The sequence below is a fragment of the Halobacteriovorax marinus SJ genome (assembly GCF_000210915.2).
Lineage (GTDB): Bacteria > Bdellovibrionota > Bacteriovoracia > Bacteriovoracales > Bacteriovoracaceae > Halobacteriovorax > Halobacteriovorax marinus.
On record NC_016620.1, the window covers coordinates 684,065 to 699,955 of the forward strand.

Sequence of the window (15,891 nt, forward strand, 5' to 3'; positions counted from 1 at the left end):
AAAACACGGCGTAAGTGGTTGAAAGTACTTTGGGGATAGTGTCTAAAACATAGACAGTGTGTGAAATTTATTCAAAAGGACCTAAGCTATTATGCTTAGGCCCTTTGATAATAGGGGGAGAGATATTAATTAAAGCTAATTGTCTCAGCTTCAATAGTTGTTCTATTAAACTTTGGTACGAAAAGGTGTGATGAAGCGCCTACAAATTGATTAAAAGTAGCACTTTCTCCAACTCTTGAAGAAGAGTGGTTTATCATCTTCTGAACACCTGAAAAGTCTCTTTGCATAAGATTAAGCCAAGAAGAATTCCCATTATTAAAAGTAAACATTGGGTTGAAATTCATAAATGGATTAGTAAAGTGTCCGATTCCTGGCATCTGAAAAGATTGCTGAAACCCTCTTCCAAAAACCATTCCCATGGATAGAAGTTGTTGATATCTACTAAAATTAGCTTCTTCCTTATGTGAATCTTTACGATCATTATCTTCCTTATGTGAATCTTTACGATCATTATCTTTCTTATCTTCTTTGTCTTTCTTCTCTTCTTTACCTTCTTCGACCTTTGCAATGGCCTTCTCTTTGTCTTTTAAAAGGTCTTTGATTTGTGCACTTAATTCATCAATTTCATTTCTAAATTCACAAACAGTGACGTCTCTTTTTATGACTTTAAGTGCAGCCACTTCCTCTTTAAGAGCGCTTAGGTTTTCTTCTTCCTTACTAATTTCTTTTGATATTTCTATAGCTTGTTCGTCTTCTTCTTTATCACTTTCTTCTTTATGCTTATTAACTTGATCTTTGATCTTCTTTAGATCTTTATCTATTTCTGCAATAGTCGCGTCTATATCTTCTTTTTCACGTTCAGTTATTTCTTTGATTTCCTTAAGGGATTCTCGAGTTTTACTCTGTCTATCTATGATTGCTGATAAGCTTTCTCTTGCCCCATCAATACTAAGGTTTTGAGTCTCTTCCTCATTTTCTGTAGGCTCTTTTTCTGCGTTATGGGCTTCTCTTCCATCTGAAGCAATAGTTCTAAAAGATTTCTCTGCTGAAGAGTAGCTGAATTGATCGACAATATTGGGTGTGCTTAGAACACAAAGTGCTGTGAACCCAAGTAGAATTGGTTTCTTCATGATATTTCTCCCTATTAAATATAATATCTCTGAAGAAATGTATTACAAAAAGGATGCCACTAAAATTTTGAGCTAAGTTATTGGTAAGTAATTCGAGTTAAATTTCAATATGTATAAAAAAAGGGAAGGCCGTAAAAATTATGAACAAAAAAAAGCCGCATTTAAATGCGGCTAAAATTTTTTACTGAATATTATTTAAATTTTGCATCGATTGATTAAATGCATTTTGAATTTTCTTCATCATTTCGAGTTCTTGCTTATATCTAAGCGTTTCAATTTTCTTCTTAACCATCAGCTCATTTCTTTTCTCAAGTTGCTCTCTAAAGAGTTTTAATCTTTGAGCAGAAGTAAGTTGCTTTCCATTGTTGGATGCAGCAAAGTTCCCGTCTACGTCAATTGGCATTTCAAAATCAATATTTGATGACTCATATTGAGCGTAAGATGTGCTTGTAAATAAAAGTGCAACTAGAACTAATTTTTTCACTGCTATTCTCCATGTATAAATTTTCCTTTTTCTAGCTTTTTTGTTGCAGAATGTAAAATCATCTGAAGAAAATATAGATGCGGTGCAGCTATGTGTTGGGAAAGTCAAAGAGACAAGTTGTACTGCTTAGATCAATTCTCTCATTAAATGTGTCTGATTTTAGATATTTAGAGTATTTTAAAGTGTCTTTATCAAAAGAGAAAAACTCCTTTCGATAACAAGTTCCACTATTGCAAGGCCATTGTTGTTGGTCTTTAAATCGAAGGACACCATATGAGGGGATAACTAGATCAGAGAAAAAAGTAAGCTGTTCCCAGTGGCCATCCTTACTCAATGTTTCAAGAGTAAAGTATTGACCTTGATCTGTTAGAGCAATTTTCAAATATTTATTTGAGTTTAAATTATCGCAGATAAGCAGATGTTCAGAAGCGATTGTGGAAGAGTTTATAAAGATAATAAGAGAAGAGAGTAGAGCGATCACTTTTCTTTCTTTCTCTTTACATACTTCTTGAGCTTTTCCATTAGTGAAGCGAAGCACTTATCTGAGTAGACAATAATATCATTAGCTCCATACTCAAAAGCTGTGAGTACTTCCTCTTGGTCTTTTCCATTTGAGATAAAAATAATTGGAAGCTCTTCCTTGCTTTTAGCAGCTCTCGCTAGAGAGAGAATTTCTAATCCTCTCATGTCGGGGAAGTTTCCCATGAGTATGAGGGCAGCGTACTTATTCTCTTCGACAAGATGAATTGTTTGAAATCCTTCTAATGACTGCTCAATTTGATAGCCTTGAACTCTAAGTCTAGAGGAGAAGTTATTTCTTCTATCTGGATCGCTGTCTGCAATTAAAAGTTCTAGATTTTCCATAGATTATAAATATAGCCTTAAAGTGTGATTTGAGGCAAGGGTGAAAGATTACACTTTGGGCTTAAAACTAAGAGTGTGAAAAGTTCTAAGAACTAAATCTCCCGCCTTACTTTTAACCTCTTCAACTTGAGTACATGAGTTGAGTAATTCAAACTCGTTTTTAAATAGGGCGCAAACCTCATCTACGGAGTAGAGTTGAAAGTTATCTTGAGTAAAAGGGAGTGTTTTCATAAATTCTTTATCAGCAAAGCTTATGGAGAAAATGCCACTAGGTTTAAGAATTCTTAAAACTTCAGAGATAAGCTTCTTAGGTTCTCTCCAAAAATATATGGTATTACTAGTAGTGACTTTTTCAAAAGATTGATCGCTTAGTGGAAGTATCTCTCCATCAAAGCATTCGAATTCACAATTTAAAAATTCGTTTAATTTTGCTTGCTCAACCATGAGGTTAGAGACCTCAAGACCATAAAACTTAAAGTTTCCATATTGCTCTCTTAGTTTACTTAAGTAGCTAGCATTGCCATGTCCAAGCTCAAGTACTTCATCTGATGGAGTAATATTTAAATGCTTATATGCACTCTCAATCATGGTGAAATTGCTCTCACTCATTTGCTTTGCTACTTCAATGCCAGTCTTTCCTTCTGGTTTTGAGAGTTGTTTAGATAAATCTGATAAACTTAGTTTAGACATAGCTAAATCATATGAACTTAAATATTTAAAGTAAATATAGATTTAGCTTTGTCTATTAGATCTACTCTTTATACATAGACTGAAAGTGCTTTGATGAGTCAGGGTACTTCGCAACGGCCTTGTCGATAAGGTGAATAATTGAGTTTGTTTTTCTTTGGGCCTTAATCGAACTTAAGATAACAGCTTCAAAAACTTGAATACTTGCAGCACCAGACTCAGCTAGTGGAATACCTTTCTTAAGCACACTGTTGATATCTTGGTTACAATAGTCAATTTGAATTTCTAAACTTTGATAGAGAGGGTTGTCTCCGTGCAAAGATTCAAATTGTCTAAGAACATCGAAACCAAGCTTTACTTCCTTATATTCAATAAATGTCATAATAATATTTTCTATAATGGAGAGCTTTCCTGAAGAGCACTTCACTGCTTCTAGGAGAGTTTTGATTCCCTTTTGTCTATCACCAGTTCTTAAAAAGAATTTACTACATATAACTAAACTTGCAGCAATATTAGTTTTTATACTCGGTGATTGAACTTCAAGAGATCTAAAGAACTCTGCGTATTTTATCAAGTCTTCGTATTGATGATTGGCAATTGATAGCCTAATTAACTCTGGAAGATTATCAGGGTTAATAGGGTAGTGCTTTAGAATCTTTGCCGTATGATCATAGGCCTTCTTCCACATCTTCAAATCCGAGTATTCGGTTGCTAGAGCTTGGAGAGAGAGGTAGTGAGCATGATTCACTTCGAGACTCTGTTCAAATAACTTGAGTGCCTCTTCTATATTTCCTTCCTCTTGATTGATTCTCGCATCTAAATAGAAAACCTCGTCGAGATTATCTAGTTTTTGCTTTAGTGGTTCGAGAATTGTCTTAGCTCTATCTAGATTATTTAAAAAGATTGCTTCTTTAATTGCGTGATAGAAGTTTAAAAAAGGACTTCTCTCCATCTTTCTCTCGACAGTTTTTAGAAAACTCTCAGAAAGAGATTTTGCTGTAAATGGTTCAGCAATATAGTCGTCAGCTTCTGTATCTAAAACAAGACATGAAGAGGCAACACTATTTGGCCCTGATATCAAAGTGAAGATAGAGTTTTGTCTATTTGGAAAAACATTCATATGAGTTTTAAGAATATCTATTCCTTTCTGACCTTGGACTTCATATCCAGCAAAGACAATATCAATTTTTAGGTCATTAATAATTTCGCAAGCATCAGAATTATTATCGGCAACAAAGATATGTTGAACCTTTATTCCAAAATTTGTAAAAATCTTTTTAAGCGTAGTTCGTGTCGTCTTTTTATTATCAACAATCAACGCCTTCTTATTTTCTAAGTAAGACTTTATAAGTTCAACTTTCTTTGGATTCATATCTTCAAAGATCATTTCTTCACCTCCTCAATTAAAGAGGTGATACCTTCTTGCTTTTTTAAGTATGCATTAAGGATCTCATTCCATTCATTGGCCTTATACTGAGTGAACTTCACTTCAATATAAATTTTTTCTTCATCAGCAACTTGCTGATCTATTACCTTTCCAATGATAGTGATAGATTCTTGATTTTCTGGTGTCGGAAATTTTACAATTCTCTTTGGTGTTTCTTTAAAGAAAGCAATTGAGAGATTGTGTCCCGTCTGACATAGATTCTTTGGGATACATAGACAAACAGAGTCCTCTCTCAGTTCATTTATTTTAATGAACTGAGCACTTAGAAATGAAATACCTGAAGTGTCGTTTCTAAGAACAACTCCATAATTTAATTCTTGGTACTGTTTCAAATCTAATGAATCTGATAATGATATTTTCTTAGCAGCGTTTTCATTCATGAGTCTCATTTTAAATGGAAAACTAATTTGAGACAAATGGCCTATATATATGGAACTTTAGTTCCTTTTCTATTAATGAGGTGACCACTAAAGTTGTAGGTCTCAGGATTATAGGCGCTTACTTTACCTTCTCCCCCTGGAATATCAATAATATATTGTGGAAGTGCCCATCCTGGAAGATGATTTCTTAAGGTTGCGTAAAGGTTGCGACCTTCTTCAAGTGTGAGCATGAAGTGAAGACCACCTTTTACTTTGTCTGGGTGGTGCAAGTAATAAGGCCTAATATTGAGTTTAATAAGTTCATCGATAAGCTTAAGAAGTGCTTGTTTACTGTTGTTTACACCTTTTAGTAAAACACTTTGAGAGAGTAAGTTTGAACAATGAGCATGCAGTAAACTTAGTGCAACTTTATTTTCTTCATTAAACTCTTGAGAGTGGTTTACGTGAATAATAAAATTTATCTGTAAAAAATCTTTCTTGAAATTCTCAATAATTTTACAAAAGTTTTCAGTAATTCTGCTGGGGAGAATAATAGGAGTTCTTGTGTGAAAACGAATAAATTTTATGTGAGGAATTTTTTTAAATTCGTTTAGATAAAATTCAATTCTCTCATCACTTAATATAAGTGGATCTCCTCCACTAAATATAATCTCATTTATTTCTGAGTGTTGTTTAAGATATTCTAAAACTTTTTCAAAGTTCGCTTTAAATAATTCATCATTAGTACCAAGCTCATTCTTCCTAAAACAGTATCTGCATATTACGGGACAGACCTGTGTTGGAAAAAAAAGAATTCTATTTTCATAACGGTGAACTATCTGAGCAAGGGGAGATTGATTATGGTCACCAATTGGATCACTCTCTCCGCCTAAGTCATTTTCACTAACTTGTGGAAGGAATTGATTCGCCAGAGGAGAATCGAGTCCAGCTTTCTTTATGTGTGTAGCAAATTTTCTTGGTATTAAGAGGGGGAAATCTACTTTGGGAAATTGAGCTTCAAAGAACTCTTCAAGAGCAGCATGAGTTTTAATTGAGTCTCTATACTCGCTCTGCCATTTCTCCATTAATCATCAAGTCCTTTTATATATCTTCTCTTTGCCCACATAGCGCAACCAAATATTAAAAGAGCACCCATGAGTCCAATGCCACTAAAGTGAAGTAAGACTTCTGTTGTATTCATTGCCCCCGTATTATTGAGTGTGTACCAAATCCAACGTAGCAGAACGAGGTGGAGAATAAGAATGATTAACTGCTGTATTCTTAAGTTAAGGTTCTTCTTAGTGATATAGCTCATTTCTTTACCATCTTTGCTTTAAGTTCATTCTTTTGTTCATCTGATAGCTCTCTTAACTCTGCTATCTTTTTTAACGAGAACGATTTGTACATATCACTAACAAGACAGTGCGCATAGAGCATATTCCCCTGTGGCATTGGGAGAAAGCTGATTGGGCGAATAGGTCTAAATTGATTCTTTAGGCTTCCACCGCGGTACTTTATTTCAATCATCTCTTGATCTTTCACTTTGTCTTGAAGTGGTTTAAGTTTTTTTGGAATTTCAAAGTCATCTTGTTTATCAAAGTCTTTTAATTTAAAGAGATGGCCTTCATTAAGTATTTTACGATCAGGCTTTTTAAAAACTCTTAATCCTCTCTCATAAACTTTTAAGCAAGCTATAGCATCATCTAGGGCGCGGTGATGATTCTCTAGTGGGATTTCTAGCTCAGTCGTTAAAGTTGAAAGTTTAAAATTTGTACTACCTCTTAGGGCATATCTTGAAAATTTACATGAACAATAGACGTGGGATTCGTGAAGAGGAAGACCAATTTGGTGCATTCCAAATACGATAAAACCTAAATCAAATTTCGCATTGTGTGCTACTAGGGGAAGACTTCCAATAAAATTTATAAACTCAGGGAGAACTTTGTCGAGGGTTCTCTTTCCTTGCACCATGTCGTTTGTGATGCCATGAATATCAATAGTAAATTTTGGAATTTCAATTTTTGGATCTATTAACTCGTCAAAAACTTCTTCACCGTAAGGCGTCACTTTTATGGCCGAAAGCTCTATCACCTTGTCTATAAGGGGTGAGAGGCCCGTGGTCTCTAAATCTAGAGCGACAATTCCGTTGGGAAAAGATCTTAGGAGAATTTCTCTTTCAGCTTCGGTGAAGTGGGCCATTTTTTACCTTGAGTCTTGCGTTATTTGTTAAGTCCTAAAGATCACTTTGGATGACACTTTTCATGGCCAAACTCACAAAGTATTGATATTAAACATGAACTTTTATTTGCTGATATTTTCAACTTATTTTTGAGTAGTCATATATCTTAAAACACCAAAGGATACAAATCTATGAAGAGTTTTGATGTTGTTGTTATTGGAGCTGGGCCAGGTGGTTATATTGCCGCAATTCGTGCTTCTCAACTTGGTAAGAATGTTGCCATCGTAGAAATGGATAAGTTTGGCGGAGTTTGTTTAAACCGCGGTTGTATTCCAACTAAAGCTGTTCTTAAGTCAGCGCACTCTGTTCATGAAATTGCCGATATGAAAGATCTTGGGATCAACGTTGAGCTTAAGTCTCTTGACGGTGGTCAAGCGGTAAAAAGAGCAAAGGGAATTAGTGAGAAAATCTCTAAGGGTGTTGAGTTCTTAATGAAGAAGAATAAGATCACTTCTTATGAGGGGAAAGCAACTTTAAAAGACAAGACAACTATTGAAGTTAAATCTAAGAAAGGTCACACAGAAACAATTAAGGCCACAAATATAATTCTAGCAACTGGTGCTCACTACAGAAGTTTTCCAGGACTTGAGCACGACGGAAAGAGACTGATTGGTGCTTGGGAAGCCATTAAAATGGAAAACCTACCTAAGTCTATTGGTATCATTGGTGCCGGTGCAATTGGTGTTGAGTTTGCTTACTTTTGGAATGCATTCGGTGTTGATGTTCACATTTTTGAACTTCAAAAGAACCTTCTTCCAATTGAAGATACTGACTCTTCTAAAGAAGTTGAAAGGGCCTATAAGAAGTATGGAATCAAACTCTCTCTTGGAGTTGAGAAGGTTTCTGCTAAGAATAATGGAAATGACGTGACAATCACTGCCGTTGAAAATGGAAAGTCAGTAGACTACAAATTTGAGATGGGTTTAATTGCTGTTGGTATGACAGGAAATATTGATGGAATCGGACTTGAAGCCGCTGGAGTAAAAACAGACAGAGGTTTTGTAGCTGTAAATAATATGTATCAGACTAGTGCCTCTAATATTTACGCTATTGGTGATATTGCTGGTCCACCACTACTTGCTCACGCAGCTTCTCACGAAGGTGTTGTTGCAGCTGAGCACATTGCAGGACTTCACCCGCATGCAATCGACCCAATGAATATTGCTGGTTGTACTTATTGTCAGCCACAGGTTGCTTCAGTTGGTTACACAGAAAGAGCGCTTAAAGAAAAAGGAATTAAGTATACTGTTGGTAAGCTTCCTTTCCAAGCAAATGGAAAGGCCATGGCTTCAAATGAAACGGCAGGTTTTGTTAAGACGCTTATGGGAGAAGACGGAGAGATGCTTGGTGCACATATCGTTGGAACTCAAGCAACTGAGCTTATTCACGAGTATGTTCTCTTTAGACAAATGGAAGGGATTGATGAAGAGATGTTCGCCACTGTTCATCCTCACCCAACACTAGGGGAGTTCTTAGCTGAGTCAGTAATGAATGCTAAGGGTAGAAGTTTAAACTTCTAAAATTTGAAGAAAGAATTTAAAGAATAGGAGAAATATATGAGACACGATATCGTAATGCCACAAATGGGAGAGTCGATCACAAACGGGACGATCACAAAATGGCATAAGCAACCAGGTGATATGGTTGAAATTGATGAAACTCTTTTAGAGATTTCTACGGATAAAGTTGAATCTGAAATCCCTTCACCAATTGCTGGTAAGGTTGTTGAAGTTATCTACCCTGAGGGAGATACAATTGACGTAGGAATTCTCATTGCAGTTATTGATGATGATGCCAATGCTACAGTTGGTGGTTCTGCTCCTGCAGCATCGGCACCAGCTTCGACTGAAGCGCCGGCGGCAGCTAGTTCTGCACCAGCAGCTGGAAGTGAGAGAATGGATGTCGTAATGCCACAAATGGGAGAGTCGATTACAAATGGAACGATCACAAAATGGCACAAGCAACCAGGTGATATGGTTGAAATTGATGAAACTCTTTTAGAGATCTCTACGGATAAAGTTGAATCTGAAATCCCATCTCCTGTTGCAGGTAGAGTGGAAGAAGTTCTCTTTGCTGAAGGTGAAACTATTGATGTTGGAATAAAGATTGCTTCTATTGAGCAAAATCTTGATGTACCTTTTGGTGCGAGTGCAGGTGCTGCTCCTGCGGCAAATGCATCAGCTGCGCCAGCTACTCAAGCGGCATCAGCTCCTGCTCAAAATACAACGGCTCAAAATTCTGGAGAAAGAAGATTCTATACTCCTCTAGTAAAAGCGCTTGCAAATAAGCACGGTGTTGCACTAAGTGAGCTTGCCAATATTTCTGGAAGTGGTGCTGGTGGAAGAGTAAATAAAGCAGACTTTATGAACTTCTTAAATAATAGAGGATCAGCTCCTGCAGCCGCGACTTCAGCTCCAAGAGCTGCTGCGCCAAGTGCTCCTGCTGCTCCAGTTAAGTCATCTGTTCCTGCGTTTAGCTCAACTGATAGAGTTGAAATTGTTCCAATGGACAATATGAGAAAGGCCATTGCTAAGAATATGATTGCATCTAAAATGACTTCACCACACGTGAATTCAATTGATGAAACAGATATGACAAATATCTTTAAGTTTAGAGAAGGCTTTAAGAATGAGTTCAAAAAGCAAGAGGGATTCTCTCTTACTTATACTCACTTCATTCTCTACGCTCTAGTTCAAGCATTGAAGGAATTCCCAATTGTGAATGCTTCAATTGATGGAGACAATATTGTTTACAAGAAAGATATCAATCTTGGTTGTGCGGTAGCTGTACCAGGAAATGGACTTGTTGTTCCTGTTATTAAGGGTGCTGACAATCTAAATATTAGAGGTATCGCAAGAAAGCTTGATGAATTAGTTCAAAAAGCGAGAGCAAGAAAGTTAACTATGGATGATATGAGTGGTGGAACTTATACATTTACTAATAATGGTTCATTTGGAATTCTTGCTGCAACTCCAGTTATCCTTCAACCACAACTTGGTATCTTCTGCGTTGGTACAATGAAGAAGCGTCCAATTGTTACTGAGGATGATGCTATTGCTATTCGCCAAATGATGTATGCAACACATACATATGATCATAGACTAATTGATGGTGAAGTTGGTTCTAAATTCCTTAGACATGTAATCAACACACTTCAAACTACAGATTGGTCTCAATTATTCTAAGAATTTTGAAAAGATATTAAGGAATTGGCCCAAGTTTACTTGGGCCTTTTTTTGGTCTTTTTTAGTAATATTGTCCAGACGAGTAAGTCGCATCATACATTCTTGCTACGCCATAAACACGAACATTGCCTTTTAATCCAGCAAATCCATAGATTCTACTATCTCCAAAGGCCATTGCATTTTCCCAAACACCTGCTTCTTCGAAAACTTCAGCATTATCAAATACCATAGCATTGCCCCAAACTCTGGCGTAGTCATATACTTTTGCATTACCTTTAATGATAACGTTCCCTGTTACTTGGGCGTATCCAAAGACATGAGCGTTTTCACAGACGCTAGCATTTTTACCAATGTATGCATTTCCTGAAACTCTAGCGGTATGGGCCACAAAACCACCTTTTTCTCCAGAGAGGTTTGTGTAGTATTCACCAGCAGCTCCTTGGCATGGAGAATTGTTGGCCATAATTGGTAGAGAGATAAGTGAGAGTAATAGTGCTTTCATAAAAAATCCTTTTTTTAATTTCCTTAAATTATAGAGAGTGATTTTTCATATGTAAATTTGATGTATTGAGAATGAGAGGATAGGATTAGATAAATAACTAATTTAAGGAGAGCTATGAGGGCCTTACTTTTTCTATCGCTAATATTTCTAACTTCATGTGCAACTAAGAAGAGAAGTGTTCTCGACTTTGATTTTCAATTAGAAGAAGATGAGAATAAGTCTCTCACACTTTGGGCCACAAATTACTATACTCCTATCTATCAAGTACGAATGAGTGGAATTCCTTTAAAGGATCTAGGTGAAAACTCTTTGGTAAACGGAGTTTATCCAGTCCTCTTATCTAAGAAGGAGTGGTGCTATAGTGCTATGGAAGGATCAGTGGCGATTCGCTTTCCAGGTGGAGATCAGAAAACCTATAACTATGCTGGAAAAACTTCCACTCAAGTCGATTGTAGTCCGTACTTTGGAGGCGACTTTCCTGCGACAAATAAAGTACGCTTTCGTCCAGCGAGGAGTCGATGGGGAGATGGTACTAAACAATACTCTCTCATTCCTTATAGAACGATTGCAGTAGACCCTAATATTATTCCTTTTGGAAGCGTCGTTTATATTCCTAGAGCAAAAGGTGTTAAGTTTAGATGGATTGGTAAGGAATTTACTCACGATGGATTCTTCTTTGCTGGGGATAGAGGTGGAGCAATTAAAGGGGCCCACATAGATGTCTTTACAGGAAATTCGAAGAATCATGAATTTGATTTTATTGGAAATTCAAAATCAAAAACTTTCACGGGCTTTATTGTAGAAGATGGAGAGGCAATAGAAGATCTTACGAGACTACATAAGATCTTCTACTAAATTTATTATTGAACTTTAAATAATCCAAGAACAGTCTTATCGCGTGAGTCGATGAAGCGAATTTCCCAGTATCCCATCATTTTTCGCATAAGAATTTTAGAAATTAAGTAGCTTCCATCATTAAGTTCTGTTGTGACAACTGGCCTTGTACCATGTTGCATATTTGGCATAATCATCCAAGGTAGAACTTCGATAAATTCTTTATCAATTGCAGCTTCACTTGCATCGTCTGCATCAAAGAACTTAACAGAAAGTTCTGAGAAGTCTCTCGCCGGTCCAACATTTAAGTAAGGACCTTCCGTCCAATTATACTCGACACAAGTATTTACTTCTTCTAGAAATACATCGCACTCGGCAAATGAATGAAGTGAAACTGCAAGTAGTAGTGAGATAAAAATCTTCTTCATAGTAACTCCTATAATGGCCATCTCTCTAGCCAGCTAATTGATATTGTTCTTGAAAGGGTTGTATTTTCTGTTGGTCCAAAAATTGTTTGATCACTATAAGTGAGCGAGTAAGTTGAATCATTAATCATATAGTTGAGTCCAACCTCAAAGTCATAATACTCTTCTCGATTAGATACTTGATTCACGTTATTGATTAAAATATCTTTCTCTTGAAAATGGTGGCGGGAAAGTCCTAGTTGAGTTCTTATCGCTCCATTATTGGGGGAGTAGCCAAAACTAAGGCCTTGAGTATCCCCGAAGGAGTGAGAAATTTCCTTATTCGAAATACTCTCTTGGTGAAGGTATTTGAACTCATTGTAAATTTGCCAATCAATACTTCTAAAGATCTTTGTAAAAACGAATCCAAGTGAGCTGATATGTTGTCCTTTCCCTGAAACATCAGTCAAAAGGCGAGTGTCAGTTTCAAAATTAGACTTTCCAGTTGGAAAAATGTGTTTTAGATAAACAAACCCTCTAGGTTTCCATACTGAATAGAAAGTTTCAGGAAGGTATTCATAAGCGAGGCTTAAGTCAGTATCTCCCAGTAGAGTTTTTGTCTCTTTGGTCGTTCCATCTCTATTATCTTTACTAACTAGCGAGACTCCTGCCCCCACTTGAAAAAGAGGAGTGATAAGGTGAGCTCCTTTTAGAGAAGTTGTAAAAGTTTTATATTCTTTATTGTCAGTGTAAAAGACATTTCTATTTCTCTCATAAGTTCTCCCTACGACTGTTCCCATGGATTGAGATAGTGAGAATTGAGAATTATTATCTCCAGTTATTAGAGAGGGGATGGCCGAGCTTCCACCACAGCAAGCAGCTGCATAAATATTGACTTGAATAAAGAAGCTAAGAATTACTCTTTTCATAGGTCAAGGCGAATCTTTGTTGCATCAATAGATTGGTTATTCTTATAGAGTTCTAAGTTAATTTCCCAGTCTCCACCCATATTAAAGTAGAATTCTCTTTGAAGGTAAATGCCTTTAGAAAGTCTTTCAGTATATCCATCATCGGCAGTGCCATGTCCCATTGAAGGCATCCACCCCCAAATATAAAACTCACTTTCATTTGGAATATCGCTAAGATTTCCATTTCTATCTTGAACAATAATCATAAAAGAGTTTTCTAAACTCGCATCAGAAAAAGGGCCTTTAATCCACTGGATGCTGAGGCTCAGCTCAGAGTTTTTAAAATTAAGTTTAGAAAGAAGGGCACTTTGATTTTGTGTACTCTGATTGCGCTCAGTCTCGTGATTTAATAGAGGTGATTTTCCACAAGAGAACAAGAGAGTAAAAGAAAGTAGTAAAAGGTACTTCATCATTATCTCACTATGTAGCAGCCTAGGGCCTTGGCAAATTTTTGTCTGACTTCCTTGTGATTTGTTATATCTTTAAGGGCATTATCTAGGTAGAAGTTCTTTGCCCTCTTTGGGTCAATACTATTAGTGACTCCTCCATGGTAGAGAATCTCATCACTGGCGCTCACAACAAAAACGTGTGGAGTCTTCGTCGCCTTAAATTGATCTGCAATTTCACCCTTTTCATCATAGGCAATTGGAAAGTCGAAATTTGAAAACTCCTTCTTTGCTAAATCTAAATTCTCATTGGCATTGGAGTGAACACCTATAAATTGAAAGTGAGAGTATTCTTTACTAAGTTTTTGTAAGTAGGGAATATTCTTCTTCGTACACGGACAGGATGCACTTAGAAAGAAGACAACTAGCTTTTTCTCTTTGGCCGCGAGTGATTGAAAGCTCTCGCCATTTAAGAGTTTTGCTTTAGTCAGTGCTCCATTATGGGCGTGAGTTGTTATGGAAATAAGTAGGGAAATTAGTAGTGTTTTCATGTAGCTTACATATCGTTTATTGGTATTTCTGTCCACGCATCATATTGTTGCGGCCCTATTTACGGCCGCTAGAGCATTGTCTATATTAGGCGTAAGTATGAAGTATAGCTTATTAAATTACAGTCAGTTACAACATAAGAGACCGTCGAAATTCTCACTCTTAGTGAATTTGCGCTGGGCCGTACTCGCATTAATGAGTATTCTTCTATGTGTTCTCATGCTTCTCTATAAAATTGATCGATACACTTTTGCCTCGCTGTGCTTGATATTAATTGGAGTGGGTGTTTTTAACTCATATTCTATTAGTAAGCTTCGAGTTAGTGAGGCGCTCTCAGAGTGGGATATCTTCTTTAATATTCTCTTTGATCTTTCAACCTTAACGATTTGTATCTCAATCTGTGGAGGACTAGCTTCTCCCTTTACTTCCTTTCTTTTTATATACTTTATTCTTGGGGGAGTTCTTCTAGAGAGTAAGCAATCCGCTCTCTTCTTTCTCTTCTGTCTATTGAGTATACTCTTTCTATGGTGGGCTCCTTTGCCGAGTCTTTTAACAGATGGAGTGGAACTTAGTTCTTTAAGTTACTTTATAGGAAATATCGTTGTCTTAGGAATTCTATGGCCTCTGCTCATTTGGATTAAGAAGTCTCTTCAAATTATGGAGCGCAATCTTTCTCAAATTTCAGAACAGCTCCATCAAGCCGATAGACTTAAGGCCTATGGTCTTCTTTCGGCAGGACTTAGTCATGAATTGGCCACGCCGCTAAATACTATTCTCTTAAAAGTAAATCGCCTTAAAAGAGATAAGTCCCTTTTGAGTGATGAGGATATCGACATTATTGATCAGGCGACTACTAAGTGTTTACGCTCTCTTGGAAGAATTCAGCAAATATCAATTGATAGTGAAGAGGTGAGCTTTGAAGAACTTAATGCAGTTGAGGCCATTAGAAATATTATACGCTTCAAAGGATGGAATTTAAAAATTGAGACCAAGTCCAATGAGAGCATTTTATTTCTACCAATGATTAGCTTCTCACAGATCTTCGTCGATCTTCTAGAGAATGCGATCGAAGCTTCTGGTGAGGAAGGAACTTGGGTTGAGATTATTGATGAGCGAGAAAGACTTGAAGTTAAAATTTATAATCACTCCCAATTAGACCCTCTTGTTTTGAGGCACTTTGGTGAGCCCTTTGTTACGACTAAAGAGAAGGGGACTGGATTAGGTCTTTATAATGCGAAGATCTTCCTCGATAGTATTGGCGCTTCTCTCACTATTTCTAATGAGACCGAAGAGCTAGTTTGTACTCATATGACTTTTAAGAAAAGGACTCATGTATGAGCAAAGTAATTATAGTTGATGATGATAGAAACTTCTGTGAGAGTTTGGCCTTGGAGTTTAGAGACCGCTCCCATGAGTGCCATTTCTCAACGTCTCTTAATGAGTTAAGGGATAGAGGGGATATTTCAAGCTTTGAGTGGGGAGTCATCGATCTTCGTATTGGTACTGGAAATGGATTGGATGCTCTAGAATTTATCAAGAGCCAAAATCCTTCTATTACTCTCGTTATGCTCACAGGGTTTGGATCAATTTCAACAGCAGTTGAAGCAGTTAAGAGAGGAGCAAAGCAATACCTCGCTAAGCCAATTCAATTTGAAGAGTTACTTTCAAGTTTTGAGGATTCTAACTTTAGTACCAACGAGCAACAATACCCAAGTCTTGCGCGAAAAGAGCGAGAGTATATTGAATTTGTTCTCAATGAGTGTGGCGGTAATATAACTCTAGCCGCTAAGAAGCTAGGAATTCATCGCCAGTCTTTGCAAAGAAAACTTAAGAAGTATTCACCACTTAAATAG

The 15,891-nt window shown here is 36.8% G+C and carries 20 protein-coding genes; 5 read left to right on the top strand and 15 right to left on the bottom strand.

All coding sequences use genetic code 11. The features are described 5' to 3' along the window. Positions 1 to 125: 125 nt before the first annotated feature. From BMS_RS03225 to BMS_RS03270, 10 genes are all read right to left on the bottom strand, one after another. Positions 126 to 1,130 (bottom strand): hypothetical protein, encoded by a 1,005-nt coding sequence (locus BMS_RS03225; protein WP_014243353.1) that lies wholly within the window; start codon positions 1,128 to 1,130, stop codon positions 126 to 128. Between the two features lie 181 nt (positions 1,131 to 1,311). Next, positions 1,312 to 1,614: a hypothetical protein gene (locus tag BMS_RS03230; RefSeq protein ID WP_014243354.1), complete on the bottom strand. Its 303-nt coding sequence runs from the start codon at positions 1,612 to 1,614 to the stop codon at positions 1,312 to 1,314. Positions 1,615 to 1,702: 88 nt separating this feature from the next. Continuing rightward, on the bottom strand, positions 1,703 to 2,095 hold the full coding sequence (locus tag BMS_RS03235; RefSeq protein ID WP_014243355.1) for a hypothetical protein: 393 nt from the start codon (positions 2,093 to 2,095) through the stop codon (positions 1,703 to 1,705). Beyond that, entirely contained in the window at positions 2,092 to 2,478 is a 387-nt protein-coding gene (locus tag BMS_RS03240) for a response regulator (protein WP_014243356.1), read from the bottom strand. Before BMS_RS03240 ends, BMS_RS03235 begins: the two co-directional genes overlap by 4 nt. A gap of 48 nt (positions 2,479 to 2,526) precedes the next feature. After that, the gene (locus BMS_RS03245) at positions 2,527 to 3,168 is read right to left on the bottom strand and encodes a class I SAM-dependent methyltransferase (RefSeq protein ID WP_014243357.1); all 642 of its coding nucleotides are present in this window, start codon (positions 3,166 to 3,168) and stop codon (positions 2,527 to 2,529) included. Between the two features lie 61 nt (positions 3,169 to 3,229). Further along, the gene (locus BMS_RS03250; RefSeq protein ID WP_014243358.1) at positions 3,230 to 4,552 is read right to left on the bottom strand and encodes a response regulator; all 1,323 of its coding nucleotides are present in this window, start codon (positions 4,550 to 4,552) and stop codon (positions 3,230 to 3,232) included. Further along, on the bottom strand, positions 4,549 to 4,992 hold the full coding sequence (locus tag BMS_RS03255) for a hypothetical protein (protein WP_157868228.1): 444 nt from the start codon (positions 4,990 to 4,992) through the stop codon (positions 4,549 to 4,551). The genes BMS_RS03250 and BMS_RS03255 overlap by 4 nt, the downstream gene beginning before the upstream one ends. A gap of 41 nt (positions 4,993 to 5,033) precedes the next feature. Next, positions 5,034 to 6,056, bottom strand: a complete 1,023-nt coding sequence (locus BMS_RS03260; RefSeq protein ID WP_014243360.1) for a KamA family radical SAM protein — start codon at positions 6,054 to 6,056, stop codon at positions 5,034 to 5,036. Next, a complete protein-coding gene (locus tag BMS_RS03265) occupies positions 6,056 to 6,286 on the bottom strand; it encodes a hypothetical protein (protein ID WP_014243361.1) in 231 nt (76 codons plus the stop codon). The genes BMS_RS03260 and BMS_RS03265 overlap by 1 nt, the downstream gene beginning before the upstream one ends. Then, positions 6,283 to 7,170: a 3'-5' exonuclease gene (locus BMS_RS03270; RefSeq protein ID WP_014243362.1), complete on the bottom strand. Its 888-nt coding sequence runs from the start codon at positions 7,168 to 7,170 to the stop codon at positions 6,283 to 6,285. The genes BMS_RS03265 and BMS_RS03270 overlap by 4 nt, the downstream gene beginning before the upstream one ends. Positions 7,171 to 7,341: 171 nt before the next feature. On the opposite strand from BMS_RS03270, the gene lpdA reads away from it, so the two are divergent. Both lpdA and sucB read left to right on the top strand, forming a co-directional pair. Then, positions 7,342 to 8,730, top strand: coding sequence for a dihydrolipoyl dehydrogenase (gene lpdA / locus BMS_RS03275; RefSeq protein ID WP_014243363.1), 1,389 nt, complete (start codon positions 7,342 to 7,344; stop codon positions 8,728 to 8,730). A 36-nt stretch (positions 8,731 to 8,766) separates the two neighbouring features. Beyond that, positions 8,767 to 10,395, top strand: a complete 1,629-nt coding sequence (gene sucB, locus BMS_RS03280) for a 2-oxoglutarate dehydrogenase, E2 component, dihydrolipoamide succinyltransferase (RefSeq protein ID WP_014243364.1) — start codon at positions 8,767 to 8,769, stop codon at positions 10,393 to 10,395. Positions 10,396 to 10,456: 61 nt separating this feature from the next. Here the strand turns inward: sucB and BMS_RS03285 are convergent, their stop codons facing one another. Next, positions 10,457 to 10,897, bottom strand: coding sequence for a hypothetical protein (locus BMS_RS03285; protein WP_014243365.1), 441 nt, complete (start codon positions 10,895 to 10,897; stop codon positions 10,457 to 10,459). Between the two features lie 114 nt (positions 10,898 to 11,011). Between BMS_RS03285 and BMS_RS03290 the strand changes: the two genes are divergently transcribed. Further along, positions 11,012 to 11,752 (top strand): 3D domain-containing protein, encoded by a 741-nt coding sequence (locus tag BMS_RS03290; protein WP_014243366.1) that lies wholly within the window; start codon positions 11,012 to 11,014, stop codon positions 11,750 to 11,752. Between the two features lie 5 nt (positions 11,753 to 11,757). Here BMS_RS03290 and BMS_RS03295 read toward each other — a convergent pair whose 3' ends face one another. Genes BMS_RS03295 through BMS_RS16670 form a run of 4 tightly spaced genes read right to left on the bottom strand, consistent with a single transcriptional unit; the run spans position 11,758 to position 14,040 of the window. After that, a complete protein-coding gene (locus BMS_RS03295; RefSeq protein WP_044557237.1) occupies positions 11,758 to 12,159 on the bottom strand; it encodes a hypothetical protein in 402 nt (133 codons plus the stop codon). Positions 12,160 to 12,167: 8 nt separating this feature from the next. Next, complete coding sequence (locus tag BMS_RS03300) at positions 12,168 to 13,064, bottom strand: hypothetical protein (protein WP_014243368.1); 897 nt, start codon at positions 13,062 to 13,064, stop codon at positions 12,168 to 12,170. Continuing rightward, positions 13,061 to 13,516, bottom strand: a complete 456-nt coding sequence (locus BMS_RS03305; protein WP_014243369.1) for a hypothetical protein — start codon at positions 13,514 to 13,516, stop codon at positions 13,061 to 13,063. The genes BMS_RS03300 and BMS_RS03305 overlap by 4 nt, the downstream gene beginning before the upstream one ends. After that, positions 13,516 to 14,040, bottom strand: a complete 525-nt coding sequence (locus BMS_RS16670) for a redoxin family protein (protein WP_052590566.1) — start codon at positions 14,038 to 14,040, stop codon at positions 13,516 to 13,518. Before BMS_RS16670 ends, BMS_RS03305 begins: the two co-directional genes overlap by 1 nt. A 97-nt stretch (positions 14,041 to 14,137) precedes the next feature. On the opposite strand from BMS_RS16670, the gene BMS_RS03315 reads away from it, so the two are divergent. Then, positions 14,138 to 15,376: a sensor histidine kinase gene (locus BMS_RS03315; RefSeq protein WP_014243371.1), complete on the top strand. Its 1,239-nt coding sequence runs from the start codon at positions 14,138 to 14,140 to the stop codon at positions 15,374 to 15,376. Continuing rightward, the gene (locus tag BMS_RS03320) at positions 15,373 to 15,891 is read left to right on the top strand and encodes a response regulator transcription factor (protein WP_014243372.1); all 519 of its coding nucleotides are present in this window, start codon (positions 15,373 to 15,375) and stop codon (positions 15,889 to 15,891) included. The genes BMS_RS03315 and BMS_RS03320 overlap by 4 nt, the downstream gene beginning before the upstream one ends.